Annotated in this window: 13 protein-coding genes; 3 read left to right on the top strand and 10 right to left on the bottom strand. The window is 29.4% G+C overall.

The window, feature by feature from the left end; all coding sequences use genetic code 11:
• Nucleotides 1–146: 146 nt before the first annotated feature.
• Nucleotides 147–362, top strand: coding sequence for a helix-turn-helix transcriptional regulator (locus AAT22_RS16815; RefSeq protein ID WP_047002097.1), 216 nt, complete (start codon nt 147–149; stop codon nt 360–362).
• Nucleotides 363–383: 21 nt separating this feature from the next.
• Here AAT22_RS16815 and AAT22_RS18670 read toward each other — a convergent pair whose 3' ends face one another.
• Nucleotides 384–1,286, bottom strand: coding sequence for a hypothetical protein (locus AAT22_RS18670; protein ID WP_016207446.1), 903 nt, complete (start codon nt 1,284–1,286; stop codon nt 384–386).
• A gap of 215 nt (nt 1,287–1,501) precedes the next feature.
• Here AAT22_RS18670 and AAT22_RS16830 point away from each other — a divergent pair, with 215 nt between their 5' ends.
• Nucleotides 1,502–2,458, top strand: a complete 957-nt coding sequence (locus AAT22_RS16830; RefSeq protein WP_156174353.1) for a Kiwa anti-phage protein KwaB-like domain-containing protein — start codon at nt 1,502–1,504, stop codon at nt 2,456–2,458.
• On the opposite strand, the gene AAT22_RS16835 is transcribed toward AAT22_RS16830, so the two are convergent.
• The 7 genes from AAT22_RS16835 to AAT22_RS16865 form a co-directional block, all read right to left on the bottom strand.
• Nucleotides 2,451–3,011 carry a hypothetical protein gene (locus AAT22_RS16835; RefSeq protein ID WP_016207448.1) on the bottom strand — a complete coding sequence of 187 codons (561 nt, stop codon included), beginning with the start codon at nt 3,009–3,011 and terminating at the stop codon, nt 2,451–2,453. The two genes, AAT22_RS16830 and AAT22_RS16835, sit on opposite strands and share 8 nt — an antisense overlap.
• A gap of 358 nt (nt 3,012–3,369) precedes the next feature.
• Nucleotides 3,370–4,743: a 23S rRNA (uracil(1939)-C(5))-methyltransferase RlmD gene (gene rlmD / locus AAT22_RS16840; RefSeq protein ID WP_047002098.1), complete on the bottom strand. Its 1,374-nt coding sequence runs from the start codon at nt 4,741–4,743 to the stop codon at nt 3,370–3,372.
• A gap of 614 nt (nt 4,744–5,357) precedes the next feature.
• Nucleotides 5,358–6,254: a dihydrodipicolinate synthase family protein gene (locus AAT22_RS16845; RefSeq protein WP_047002099.1), complete on the bottom strand. Its 897-nt coding sequence runs from the start codon at nt 6,252–6,254 to the stop codon at nt 5,358–5,360.
• Nucleotides 6,255–6,277: 23 nt separating this feature from the next.
• Nucleotides 6,278–7,174 (bottom strand): fumarylacetoacetate hydrolase family protein, encoded by an 897-nt coding sequence (locus AAT22_RS16850; protein ID WP_047002100.1) that lies wholly within the window; start codon nt 7,172–7,174, stop codon nt 6,278–6,280.
• Nucleotides 7,175–7,187: 13 nt separating this feature from the next.
• Complete coding sequence (locus AAT22_RS16855; protein ID WP_047002101.1) at nt 7,188–8,348, bottom strand: UxaA family hydrolase; 1,161 nt, start codon at nt 8,346–8,348, stop codon at nt 7,188–7,190.
• Nucleotides 8,349–8,366: 18 nt separating this feature from the next.
• Complete coding sequence (locus AAT22_RS16860) at nt 8,367–8,645, bottom strand: UxaA family hydrolase (RefSeq protein ID WP_047002102.1); 279 nt, start codon at nt 8,643–8,645, stop codon at nt 8,367–8,369.
• A 33-nt stretch (nt 8,646–8,678) separates the two neighbouring features.
• Nucleotides 8,679–9,668: a 2-keto-3-deoxygluconate permease gene (locus tag AAT22_RS16865; RefSeq protein WP_047002103.1), complete on the bottom strand. Its 990-nt coding sequence runs from the start codon at nt 9,666–9,668 to the stop codon at nt 8,679–8,681.
• Nucleotides 9,669–9,845: 177 nt separating this feature from the next.
• On the opposite strand from AAT22_RS16865, the gene AAT22_RS16870 reads away from it, so the two are divergent.
• Entirely contained in the window at nt 9,846–10,640 is a 795-nt protein-coding gene (locus AAT22_RS16870; RefSeq protein ID WP_047002104.1) for an IclR family transcriptional regulator, read from the top strand.
• Between the two features lie 89 nt (nt 10,641–10,729).
• Here the strand turns inward: AAT22_RS16870 and pyk are convergent, their stop codons facing one another.
• Nucleotides 10,730–12,148 carry a pyruvate kinase gene (gene pyk / locus AAT22_RS16875; RefSeq protein ID WP_016207471.1) on the bottom strand — a complete coding sequence of 473 codons (1,419 nt, stop codon included), beginning with the start codon at nt 12,146–12,148 and terminating at the stop codon, nt 10,730–10,732.
• Between the two features lie 90 nt (nt 12,149–12,238).
• Nucleotides 12,239–13,198, bottom strand: coding sequence for a 6-phosphofructokinase (gene pfkA, locus AAT22_RS16880; protein WP_047002105.1), 960 nt, complete (start codon nt 13,196–13,198; stop codon nt 12,239–12,241).
• Between the last annotated feature and the right edge of the window lie 141 nt (nt 13,199–13,339).

A 13,339-nucleotide genomic window follows, 5' to 3' on the forward strand; every position in this document is an offset into this window, starting at 1 on the left:
TACACTTTTAAGTTTCTTTATAAACTCAATTATATCTTATGTCTGTATTTTTGTAAACTAAATAGTTTCTATAAATTCAACAAAGTTGCTATTGTAAATTTTTTAGTGTATATTTGTATATATAATATTTAAAGGTGTGAATATTTATGGCATTAACTATGGGTGAGAAAATTAGAATTATATTAAGGCGAAAAAAAATAACCATATCAGACTTAGCCGATATGGTTGGTACTTCTCGTCAAAATTTAACTAATAAATTGAATCGTGACAACTTTTCTGAGCAGGAATTAATTGAAATTGCTACAGCTCTTGGCTGCAAATTTGAAGGATTTTTTATTTTTGATGATGGGGAGAAAATATAGTATTTTCTCCCTAAATTTTAACTAACTTAATTCATCTATTACATTTTGAATACTATGTAATGTTCCATTATTTAAACCATTATAATACTTTACATGTTCTTTTGTTGCTTCAAGAGCCTTTTTAAATTGCTCTTCTCCAAATTCCAATTTGATCTTTTCTAATAAATAGCGAGTAGCATATGTATTCATTGTTCTTGTATAACGTTGACCTTCCATCATTGCAAGAAAATTAGTAACATAATCACCTGCTGATCCAGCATTCATACCTGTTTCATCTGCAATTTTGTATTTTGCTTCATTACGAGTCAAGTTCCCATGATAAACCATTTTAACTATCTCATATGCTCTATGTGTCATTTCATTTGTTATTTTCATAGTTTCACGCCCCTCACTATTGCTGTTTAGAAAAGAATCTCTATATTTCCTCAATGTATCAAGAACCTCACTCCATATTTCTACCTTATCTCCTTCCACTATAAATACCTTCCCATGAGAATTACTAGCATCTGTTTTCATCTGTGCGAAATTACCTCTAAAATCACTTACATAAGTGTCAGGATATTTTGTAGAATTCGAACATCTTTCCATTAATTCCTCATAACTTACTACCCCTTGTTCCTCTTCAATTTTTAAAAATGCCTTAATTAATTTATGGTTATTTTGTTTTTCTCGATTTGCCCATACTGGAATCTTTCTGTTTGCTTTAGCATAATTGTTATCTTCAACTGTTTTAATTGCAGGAGTTGTTGTTTTTACAGTGTTAGAAGATAACTCTTTAGCGGCTTTTAAGAAACTATCACTAATGTAATTAGAAAGTAGTTTTTCTATAATTTCCTCTTTATTTTCTTTGTTTAATGTTACTGCGAAATTAAATTTTTCTAAAATTTCAGCGTTAATTAAGCAACTGAATGTACTCTTATCCATATATACATACTCCCTTTTTCTCTTTGATTCAATTATACATATCAAACACTAATTTGTAAATATGTAATTGCAAATTATCATATTTGCAAATTAAAAAATGCAATATATATTTTTTATATAAAATAAAAAATCACCCCTTAAAGCGGTGAAATCAAGAAAAGTATTAGCATTTATCAAAAATGTATCTTATGGTATAATATTGATATTAATTCTAATTGAGGGAGGATATTATGTCTTATACAATAATTGAAGAAGGAATAGCTAAAGCAAAAGAGATTCCAACTTGGAGTTCTGTTTTAGTTGAATATAATCATTCTAAACACCCTAATGAATATATTTGCTACGATATGAATTTTTCATCTGTTGATTTATTGTCTACAACAATTACAGGTATGTGCGATGCTTTCTTATCTATTGTAAAAAAATATGATAAAAAAGTTATAGATTATACTGGAGAAAATCCTAAAAATGTAGTAGACAAGCTTTCAACTAACAATACTGTAATTTCAACCTGCTGGAATTTTTTAATTGAACATATAAATAATAGCGATGATACAACTAACTTCAAACATATAAAAGCCAATGCATATGTTTTTATTGGTTCATATACCTTAAGTGATGGTACTTCTGAAAATATATATCTAATAACAAGAAAAAATCCACTCCTTACATATAAAAAAGGACGTACTCCGATCTTTACATCTCAAAACAACACCATTGCTAAAGCAGATGAACCACTAGTTCAATTTAGTAAATCATTTGATGCCATTGTTTACAAAAACACTATGTATATGATTAATAACAATTGTGAAAGCATATTTAACATGGAATACACTCATAAAATCCTATGTAAAAAGCACTTATCAGAACTAGAAGCCGCTAATATTATTGCTAATTTTGAGAATTATGATTCTTTTGCCTCTTCAGGACAAAATCCAAAAAAATTTATAACCTATGATGCTTCCATTGTTGAAAAACTGACGCAAACAAAATGGAAAAACAAGTTAGCTAAGGACTTGAAAATCCCACTTGATTCTACAACAAAAAAATTTGATTTGCACGAAGAAGCAAATGCACGAAAATTTACTTTAGCAATTTGCGGTAAAACAAAATTAAATATGTTTGATGATGGTATTTGTGAAGTACCTAGCTCAACACCATTAATTATTTAACTAAATAAAAAGGCTTATTTAATGGGGCTATTTCAATGGTATTACCTTTATTTGCACATAGATTTTTACAACTTATAGCTAATACTTGTATAGACTTTGTTCCTGGTTCTGGTACCCATACAAGTTCACATGTATAAAATTTATAATTTTTTAATTCAAATAACAAATTGGCATATACATTATTATTTCGAATGCACAGGAATGCAAGTATTCCAAAGTATATTATAAATTGTATAACACTATCCCACTTAGTAAAATCAAAAACAAATAAAGGTAGTATGTATGAAAGTAAAAATTCTGAAGTAATTCCTTTTTCTTGAGTTGCCTCAACTACTTTATACTTTCTATAATCAGAATTTTTTATATTTTTCATAGAAAACCAAATTATAATTATTGAACATAATATTCCTATTAAAATGCAGCATACCACAATATATTCAGTATAGATATATACTTTATTACTGATTAGACTCTTTATATCTATAAACAGTACTGTTATCCAAAGTGGTAAAAAAGATGTAAAAAACATTGCACTTTTAAAAAGTTTATTCATCTTACTTCTCCTCTTTTTTCCTCATTATATCATAATCTATGCTTCTAGTAACACTAAAATTCCCATTTAAACATATACACTTTTCTTAAAATCATCTCTCCTCCCATTAGTCATTCATAATTAGTATATTTTTTGCACTTAATAAATAATTCGTATTCTAAAACAAAAAGTTCAAATTTTTCAATTTGAACTTTTTAGTAATAATTTTATTAAAGATTATTTTATTGTTTTACATATCTACTTTCACCATATCAAATCCCCACTCTAACCTTAACGCCCTGAATAAATTCTTTATTTCTAAAATCATCACCATTTGTGTTAAAGTTATGAAAGCTTGCAAAGTGAGTAAATTCAATGATTATAACAAATCCTTGCGACGTATTCCTACTACACACTCCACATGCGCAGTATGCGGAAACATATCTACAGGCTGAACTGCTTCTATCTTGTATCCTAGTTCTTCTAGGATTCTTAAGTCTCTTGCTAAAGTACTAGGATCACAGGAAACATATACTACTCTTTTTGATTTTGCTTTTCCTATAGCTTCTAGTAATTTTATATCGCATCCCTTTCTTGGAGGATCTACTACTATAACATCTGGATTTATTCCCTTTTCTATTAAATCAGGTATTATTTCTTCAGATTTACCCACAAAGAACTCTGCATTATCCACAGAATTTATGTTAGCATTTTCTTTTGCATTGTGGATAGCTTCTTTTATTATTTCTACTCCATAAACTTTTTTTGCTTTTTGTGAAAGGAATAATGTTATTGTTCCTGTACCGCAATATGCATCAAAAACTGTTTCTTTACCTGTAAGGGCAGCATATTCTAATGCTTTAGAATACAATACTTCTGTTTGGTTTGGATTAACTTGAAAAAATGAAAGAGGTGATATTTTAAATTTAAAGTTTCCTATATAATCCGTTATTATATCGTCTCCCCATAATGTTATACACTTTTCACCTAGTATTACATTAGTATCTTTTTCATTTATGTTTTGAATAACACTTTTTATTCCATCAGTATTATTTTTTATCATTTCTACAAATTCACTTATATATGGAATATCTTTTTTAGTTGTTACTAATACAACCATAACCTCATTAGTTTTAAACCCTCTACGAATCATTATATGTCTTATTAATCCTTTAGGATTAAATTTTCCATCTATTGTTGCAGGTATTATTTTGTACTTTTCTATCCAAGTTCTAGTTATTTCAGTAACCTTATCTGCTATCTTATCTTGAATTAAACAAGTATCTAAATCTATTATGTCATGACTTCTTGGTGCATAAAAGCCGATTGATAATTTTCCTTTTACCATTCCAACTGGTAGCTGAACTTTGTTCCTGTATCGTTCTGGAACATCCATTCCTAATGGATATGTTACAAGTTCTTTTGATAATCCACCAATTTTTGAAACACAATCCTTAACTCTTTCATATTTATAATCTAACTGTTTTTCATAACTTATATGTTGAAGTGAACAGCCTCCACATCTTTTGTAATTTATGCATTTAGGTTCTACTCTATCTTCTGAGGCCTCTACTATCTCTAATAGCTTTCCATAGGCAAAGTTCTTCTTAACCTTAACTATTAATACTCTTACCTTTTCACCGTATATAGCACCTTCTACAAATATTGGATATCCATCTATTTTAGCAATACCTTCGCCTTCATAGCCTACACCAACTATATCTAATATATATTCATTATTCTTTTCAACCAAAATAATCACCTCTTAAAATCTTATATAAAAATTTTAACTATTCTCTAAAGTTTCATCTTATAATATCATGAACTCACTATAGCCACAAGGGGATATACTTTTCTTCTTAAGTTTATACACTTATCAAAAATTTATATTACTTAAATCTATGTCAGACTGTTAACTACAAATTATTAATTGATATATAGCATACTTATTTTAGGGTAAAAAAAAATGGCATCCTAAGATGCCCAAATTCAGAATTAGTTGCCATTTAATTCCATTTAATATTATTACAATATTCTTTTCATAATATACATTATAACTGAAATATTATCAATATAATTATTAACATTTTGTTAATTATCTAAATATAACTACTTTTATATCTATAATTACACAATTTATTAACAAATTTAATATATTTTTAGTTATTAATGATAATGATTATCATTTTGTACCTATAGTATATTTCATAGTCTTCATATCTATTATAATAAATTCTTTTGTTAATATACTATAACTAAAAAGACTATAAAAGTTTTGAATATATTTAATAAAATATAGACTTCAAAATTTTATAGCCTTTAATAAATGCTTTGTTAAATTTTAATAATAAATATAGTTTAATAAATTTATATAAGATTCAATTCTTTTATTATTGTCTTTATTTTTTCCTCTTGTAATTCATTAGCCATTAAAAATGGTGGAGTACAATAATCCTCCATTTTTATTCCTCTAAGGATCATAGCTCTTTTTATTATAGGAATAAATGGCTTTCCTATATCATATAAATTCATCATTTTATCTACTATACCTTGTATTTTTATAACTTCTTCTAAGTCTTTACTATTTATTGCTTTTACCCATTTAGAGAATACTTCAGGATAAAGATTAGAAAGTCCTCCAATACATCCTGCCCCTCCTGAAATTATATTATGTGCGAAGTTCTCATCATATCCAGAAAAGATCATAAACTCTGGAAACTCCTTAGATAAAGTAGTTACTAATTTTCTTGTATGTCCCATTTCTGTTACTGTATCTTTATATCCTACTATATTCTTATGTTTTTTAACTAGATTTAATGTTATTTCTGGAGTCACATCATATCCATTTCTATCAGGAAAATTATATAATAATATATCTCCATTTATTTCCTTAGCTAACTTATCATAGTATTCTTCAATACTTTCATTTGATAAAGAAAAATAATATGGTCCTATAATCATAACTGCATCTGCCCCTGCATTAAGAGCATAATTTGATAATTCAATTGTATTATCTTCCCTCATACAACTTGTACCAACATAAACTTTAACTCTTTTATTCACATATGATACAACTTCATCAATAATTTGCTTCTTTTGATTTGTTGTCATTGAAAAGAATTCTCCTGTACTTCCCATTATGACTAACCCATCAATTCCACCTTTTATTAAATGATCCCATATATTTTTATTTGCTTCTATATCTATGTTACCATTAGAATCAAAAGCCGTTACAACTGGTGTTAAAAACATTGCTTTATTCATATTTTCTCCTTTTCTGCCACAAATTATTCTACTTTATTTATTAACCTACCGATTTCGGATATCTCACAGGATATAGTATCACCTTTCTTCATAAATTTAGGTGGATCAAAGCCCATCCCTACACCTGCTGGTGTTCCTGTTGCAATAATATCTCCTGGTTCTAAGGTCATACCCTTAGAAAGTTCTTCTATTATACTTGGAATATCCTTTATAAGCATTTTTGTATTAGATTTTTGTCTTATTTCTCCATTTAGTGAACTAGATATATCCATTTCTATTGGAAATTTAACACTATCTTTATATAAGATACATGGTCCCATAACCGAATATGTGTCTAAGCTTTTTCCTATATACCATTGACCGTGTAACTGTTGTAAATCTCTAGATGATATATCATTAAAAATTGAATAACCAAAAATATACTCTTCTGCTTTATCCTTTGATATGTTCTTTCCTTCTTTACCTATGATTATAGCTAGTTCAACTTCATAATCAATTTTTTCATCTAAGTCAAACCGTCCTTCTATAACTTCTCCACTTCCAATAATATTTTTAGCTCTCTTTGAGAAATATACTGTTTTTTCTACTTCAACAAAATTACTTTTATCAAAACCTCTTTTAGTTTCTTCTAAATGATCTCTGTAATTTACGCCTACACATATTACATCATGTATCGGATTTTCTATAGGTGCACATAATTTTACTTTCTCTAACTCATAAATTTTATAATTATTATCAAAGCTTGTAACTACTTCTTTTAATTTCAATATTTCTTCATTACTTATATTCTTAATTAAATCTACTATAGATTTAAAACTTCTTCCTTCTAAGATAGAATTTATCTCAATTATATAAGCTTCATTTTTAGAAAGTATTCCTATATTTTTACTTCCTTCATATATGAAATTTATAAATTTCATTATTCATTCTCCTTTATACATAATTACAAAGTCTTGCAATTGCTGTTTCTGTATAACCAAGGGATTCTGCTTTAGTAATTTTACCTGATGCAACTTCAGAAACTTCTTTTAATAATTCTTGTCCCATTTCTTCCAATGTTTTTTCTCCATATATAATAGGACTAGCATCTATATCAATGTTATCTACCATATTGTTATATGTTTGCCTATTAGCCGTAATTTTTATAACTGGTACAATTGGATTTCCTGTTGGTGTTCCTCTACCGGTTGAGAATACTACTATTTGAGCTCCTCCAGCTACCATACCTGCTACAGAAGATGGATCATTTCCTGGAGTATCCATTATAACAAGCCCTTTTTCTGATACTTGCTTTCCATAATCGTAAACTGCATTTACTGATGTATGCCCACCCTTATGAATGCAACCTAATGATTTTTCTTCAAGAGTAGTAAGCCCACCTGCCTTATTTCCTGGAGATGGATTTCCTTCTCTAACCTCTTCTCCTACCAATTGTAAGGCCTTTTCATAACGATGTACTATATGATATATTTGTTCCTTAATTTCAGGTGTCTTAGCTCTTTCTGCTAAAATATGCTCTGCTCCTATAAATTCAGTAGTTTCTGAAAGGATAGATGTTCCGCCTTCTTCCACCATAAGATCACTTAGTTCCCCAATTAACGGATTTGATGCTAATCCACTTGTTGGATCTGATCCACCACATTCTGTTCCTATAATCAATTCTGACATTGGAAACTCTTGTCTTTGTAACATAGATGCCTCTTGCACCATTTTTTTTGCTGCACGTACAGCTCTTTCAATAGTTGTAAGAGTTCCTCCATTTTCCTGAATTATAAACTGCTCAAGTGGCTTATTTGTTCTTTCTCTAATAGCATCAACTACTAAATCCATTTGGCAGTTCTCACAACCTAATGACACAACTACTATTCCATATACATTTGGATTAGCAGCCATCCCTGCCATAACATCCATAGTTAATTGTTGATCTCCTGCAACTTGTGAGCATCCATTTTGATTATTAAAAGTTACAGCTCCTTCTACTTGAGATGCTATAATCCTTGTTGTATCTGATGCACATACGCTTGCTGGCAAAATAAACACATGATTCCTTATTCCAATTCTACCATCTGGTCTCTTATATCCTAAAAATTTCATATATATTCCTCCTACACTCTATAACTCTTCTCTATGATTTTCTACATTATGAACATGAACATGTTCTCCAGACTCAATATCAATTCCTGCTAATCCTATATGTTGTCCATATTTAATAATAGGATCACCTTTCTTGATGTCTTTAGTAGCAAATTTATGATAAATTTTAATATTATCTTTTGCTATTAAAGTTTTTTCTTCATTATCAAATTTATAATTAATTTCCTCTCCCTTTTCTATCTCTTTAATTACAACAGCCACGTTGTCCTTTACATCAATAATTAATGAATTTATCATTTTAAATACCTCCCAAATACTTTATATCTTTTTTTATTTACTTGCTGGCAAACCTTCTTCTGTCACCATATTTTTATTTAAAGGAATTTGTGGACATCCATATTTCTTCGCCCACCAGTCAGTTACTAAAGGAACTAATATTGCTGTAACAACAGTAGCTGCAGCTACTTGAGAAGTTGCTACGTCTACAAATGGTGTCCAAGTTGGATCTATTAATGCCACAGCTGCAGGAACAGCAATAGCATTCCCAGCAGTAGTTGCAACTGCCCAACCTGCATAACCTGGACGTCTACCTATCACCTTATCACAAAATACAATGAATGTACCACCAATTCCCAATGTTATTAGTCCTAATAATATCCCTTGTGGACCACCCTTTGCAACATTAGTTAAATTAATTCCAGCTCCTAATGTTAAACCAACAAAAGGAATTAAAATATCTCCTGCTGGTGCTAAGAAATCTCTTAAGCTCTTGTCCAAGTTTCCAAGAATCATACCAACTATTATTGGAATTACCGTTGCTATTAAGGCTTTTCCCGGTATATTAGCTAGTCCAGATGCTCCTAATGCAATTAATGTAAAGAATGGACCATCATTTAAAGCTAGTAAGGCCATTGCCGCACAATCAGTTGTATCTCCATAAGTTTTCATTAATGCTAGATAGATACTTCCATTACTATTTGTAACTGCACTAATTATTGCTAATGCAGATAATCCTAGAATTCCATTAAAACCAAAGACTTTTCCAACTGTTATACCTATTGCAGCTCCAATAGCAAACTTAGCAAGTAGTAATATCCCACCACGTTTAACCACTTTTGGCATATCTTTAAGTTGTAATGTAGTTCCTAAACAAAATAACTGAATACCCATTGCTGTTGCTGCTCCTGCATTTGAAAATACAGCAGTAGTAAAGGACCCTATTTTAAGTGCTTCAGGAAAAAATGTGTTTAAGAATGATCCAATTAATAATGGAACAATCATCATACCTGCTGGTACCTTTTTTAAAAATTTCATGATCATAAATTACATCCCCCTCATTTAGTTCGTTTATACAAACCTATTATATATTTACGAACTTCTTGTTTTTATATTACCACCTTTTTCTTTATAAGTAAACGTTTTATAAAAATTTTTTTATCATTGTTTTGATGAAAATTATTTGCTATAATTCACTTAATAAAGGGGAGGGAATATTTAATGAAAAAAAATGAGCATAGACCTACAGAAAGGGTTTTAGATATTCTAGAATTATTGTCTTCTAATCCTGAAGGACTTACATTAACAGAAATCTCAAATTTAATAGATGCACCTAAAAGTAGCTTATATCCTGTAATCCATACTATGGCTGCTAGGAAATTTATATTTATGAATAAAAACACTTATAAGTACACAATAGGAATTTCTTCTTATTGTATTGGTTCATCTTATACAAACAATGTAAATATACTTGAATTTATAAAAACTGAAATGAAATATATAGTTGATAATTCAGGCGAGATTTGCCAACTAGGTGTTCTTGATGGAAATCAAGTTTTATATATAGCTAAAGTAGATTCTGAAGAGCCTATTAGGCTTATTTCTTCTGTTGGGAAAAGACTTCCTGCATATTGTACTTCTTTAGGAAAATCTCTTATTTTCAATAAGAATTTAGACGAATTAAAACTTATGTATCCATATGGATTAAAAGCTTATACTGAAAATACTATAACTGATATTGAAGTTCTTTATAATCAATTACTTAAAGTAAGATATGATGGATATAGTACTGAAAATATGGAAATTAATGATTACACTTCTTGTATTAGTGTCCCATTATTTAAAGATTCTCAAATTCTAGCTGCTATTAGTGTAAGTATTCCTAGTTTTAGATTTAATGAAGAAAAATTCGAAATCATAAAAAATTTACTTTTAGAAGTTCGTCTTAAAATAGAAACCTTCTTTAAAAGTAATGATATTGATCCTGATATTTTTGCTTTCAATAGTATAGATTAATTAAGAGTAAAAAAAAGATATAGGATTTATTAGTTATTACACTAACTATCCTATATCTATATTACTCTATTTAACTAAATGCTTATCTTTTATTCAACCACGCTTATCTTTAATAAGTTAGTAGTTCCTATTTCAGCTATTGGAACTCCAGCTGCTATCACAACTGTATCTCCTGACTTAACAAATCCATTAGCTTCTGCAACTCTAACTGATTCTTCCATCATTTGGTCAGTTGATTCCATTTGTCTTGAAACAACTGGATAAACTCCAAAGCATAATGCTAACTTTTTAGCCACTTTTTCATCTGGAGTTACAGCAACTATTGGACAATCTGGTCTACATTGAGATAATCTTCTTGCAGTTGCTCCACTTTGTGTTGATGAAATTATTGCTGAAGCTTTTAATTCATTTGCAGCATTTGCAGCTGCTCTTGAAATAACTCCTGCTATAGCTGGTATATGTTTCTTAGCTTTTGATGTAGCTATTTCGTAGTGTAATTGGCTTTCTGCTTCTATAGCTATTTTTGCCATAGTTTCTACAGCTTCTACTGGCCAATCTCCATTTGCTGATTCTCCTGATAACATTATAGCATCAGTTCCATCATAAATAGCATTAGCAACATCAGATACTTCTGCTCTTGTTGGTCTTGGATTTCTTATCATAGAATCTAACATTTGTGTAGCTGTTATAACTGGTTTTCCGATTATATTACACTTTTCAATTATCATTTTTTGAACTGCTGGTAGTTTTTCCATTGGAATTTCTACTCCTAGATCTCCTCTAGCTACCATTATTCCATCAGATGCTTCTAATATAGCATCTATATTGTCTACACCTTCTTGGTTTTCTATTTTTGAGAATATTTGAATATGCTCTCCACCATTTTCAACTAATATTTTTCTTATGGCTTCAACATCAGATGCTTTTCTTATAAATGAAGCTGCAACTAAATTAACTCCAATTTCACAACCAAATTTTAAATCAGCTATGTCTTTTTCTGTTAATGCTGGTAACTTAATTGAAACTCCTGGAACGTTAACTCCCTTATGTGTTCCTACAAATCCTGTATTCATAACTTTACAGTTAATCTTGTTTCCTTCAATTGATTCAACTTTTAGTCCAACTAAACCATCATCTATTAATATAATATTTCCTGGTTTAACATCATTAGCTAATCCTTCATATGTAACTGTACACTTAGTTGTATCTCCAATTACATCTCCACCTGCATATATTACAAAATCCTCACCTGATTTTAGTTCAACTTTTTTAGGCTCAAATTTTCCAGTTCTTATTTCTGGTCCCTTAGTATCTAGCATTATAGCTATTTCTTTATTGTATTTTTTAGCTAAGTCTTTAACTAAATTTATTCTTTCAGCATGTTCTGCATGATCTCCATGTGAAAAGTTGTGTCTTGATGCATTCATTCCTGCTTCTATTATTTTTGATAATATTTCTGGATTTTCACTAGCTGGTCCTATAGTACAAATCATCTTAGTTTTTCTCATGTAACAACACTCCTTTAATTTACGTATATAATTTTATTGTTGGCTTTAAAAATATTTATTTTATTGAGTAATAAATCAAAAATTTATGTCCTAAGATGAAATTTCGTTTGCTATTTTATATAATTTTTCATCAAATGTTCTATCTATTGCTAATGCTTCATCTATATCTTGATCGATTATCTCATTATTTTTTATTCCTATAACTCTTGAAGTTTTTCCTTCTAAAAGAACTTCAACAGCCTTAGCTCCCATTTTAGATGCTAACACTCTATCAGTTACTGTTGGACTACCACCTCTTTGAATATGTCCAAGTACTGTTGCTCTTGTTTCAATTCCTGTAACTTCTTCAACATACTTAGCTAATTCTTGAGCTCCACCTACACCTTCAGCTAATAAAACTAAATTGTGTATTTTTCCTTTTTGTTTTCCTTCTAATATAACTTTACAAAGTTCTTCTTTTGAGAATCCCTTTTCTGGAGTTATTATATATTCTGCTCCACCTGCAATACCTGCATATAAAGCTATATCTCCACAATCTCTTCCCATAACTTCAACTATTGATACTCTTTCATGAGAAGTTGATGTATCTCTAATTTTATCTATAGCATCTATTACTGTATTTAATGCAGTATCAAATCCTATTGTGAAATCAGTATAAGATAAATCATTATCTATTGTTCCTGGTAAACCTACAGTCTTAACACCTAATTTTGATAAAAGCTTAGCTCCTGTAAATGACCCATCTCCACCAATTACTACTAAAGCGTCTACTCCATATGCTTTTAGTATTTTAGTAGCTTTAATTCTTACTTCTTCTTTTTTAAATTCTTTACATCTAGCAGTTCTTAAGATAGTTCCTCCTCTATGGATAATATCTGATACTGAAGATCTATCCATAGTAAATAATTCTCCATTGATTAAACCACTATATCCTCTTTGAACTCCCATTACTTCTATTCCATGATATAAAGCAGTTCTTACAACAGCTCTTATTGCTGCATTCATTCCTGGAGCATCTCCACCACTAGTTAAAATAGCTATTTTTTTCATGCTGTTTCCTCCTTAACACCACCGGGACAAAGGTTGTCCCACTCTCTGTGGAATTATCCATTTTTTTATTACTATAATAATTTTAATTATTGCACAAATTAATCTAATTTCTTTACTACTTTTTACTACCTTATTTATTTT

Origin of the sequence: Clostridium sp. C8, from assembly GCF_001010885.1 — a bacterium.
In the GTDB taxonomy this organism is placed as follows: domain Bacteria; phylum Bacillota; class Clostridia; order Clostridiales; family Clostridiaceae; genus Clostridium; species Clostridium sartagoforme.

Coding starts and splice junctions, on each gene's coding strand:
- AAT22_RS16860 (WP_047002102.1), bottom strand. CDS start 8,645: ATGATAAATTCATTAATTATTGATGTAAAGGACAACGTGGCTGTTGTA.
- AAT22_RS16845 (WP_047002099.1), bottom strand. CDS start 6,254: ATGAATAAAGCAATGTTTTTAACACCAGTTGTAACGGCTTTTGATTCT.
- AAT22_RS16870 (WP_047002104.1), top strand. CDS start 9,846: ATGAAAAAAAATGAGCATAGACCTACAGAAAGGGTTTTAGATATTCTA.
- AAT22_RS16865 (WP_047002103.1), bottom strand. CDS start 9,668: ATGATCATGAAATTTTTAAAAAAGGTACCAGCAGGTATGATGATTGTT.
- AAT22_RS18670 (WP_016207446.1), bottom strand. CDS start 1,286: ATGGATAAGAGTACATTCAGTTGCTTAATTAACGCTGAAATTTTAGAA.
- AAT22_RS16850 (WP_047002100.1), bottom strand. CDS start 7,174: ATGAAATTTATAAATTTCATATATGAAGGAAGTAAAAATATAGGAATA.
- AAT22_RS16855 (WP_047002101.1), bottom strand. CDS start 8,348: ATGAAATTTTTAGGATATAAGAGACCAGATGGTAGAATTGGAATAAGG.
- pyk (WP_016207471.1), bottom strand. CDS start 12,148: ATGAGAAAAACTAAGATGATTTGTACTATAGGACCAGCTAGTGAAAAT.
- pfkA (WP_047002105.1), bottom strand. CDS start 13,198: ATGAAAAAAATAGCTATTTTAACTAGTGGTGGAGATGCTCCAGGAATG.
- AAT22_RS16835 (WP_016207448.1), bottom strand. CDS start 3,011: ATGAATAAACTTTTTAAAAGTGCAATGTTTTTTACATCTTTTTTACCA.
- AAT22_RS16815 (WP_047002097.1), top strand. CDS start 147: ATGGCATTAACTATGGGTGAGAAAATTAGAATTATATTAAGGCGAAAA.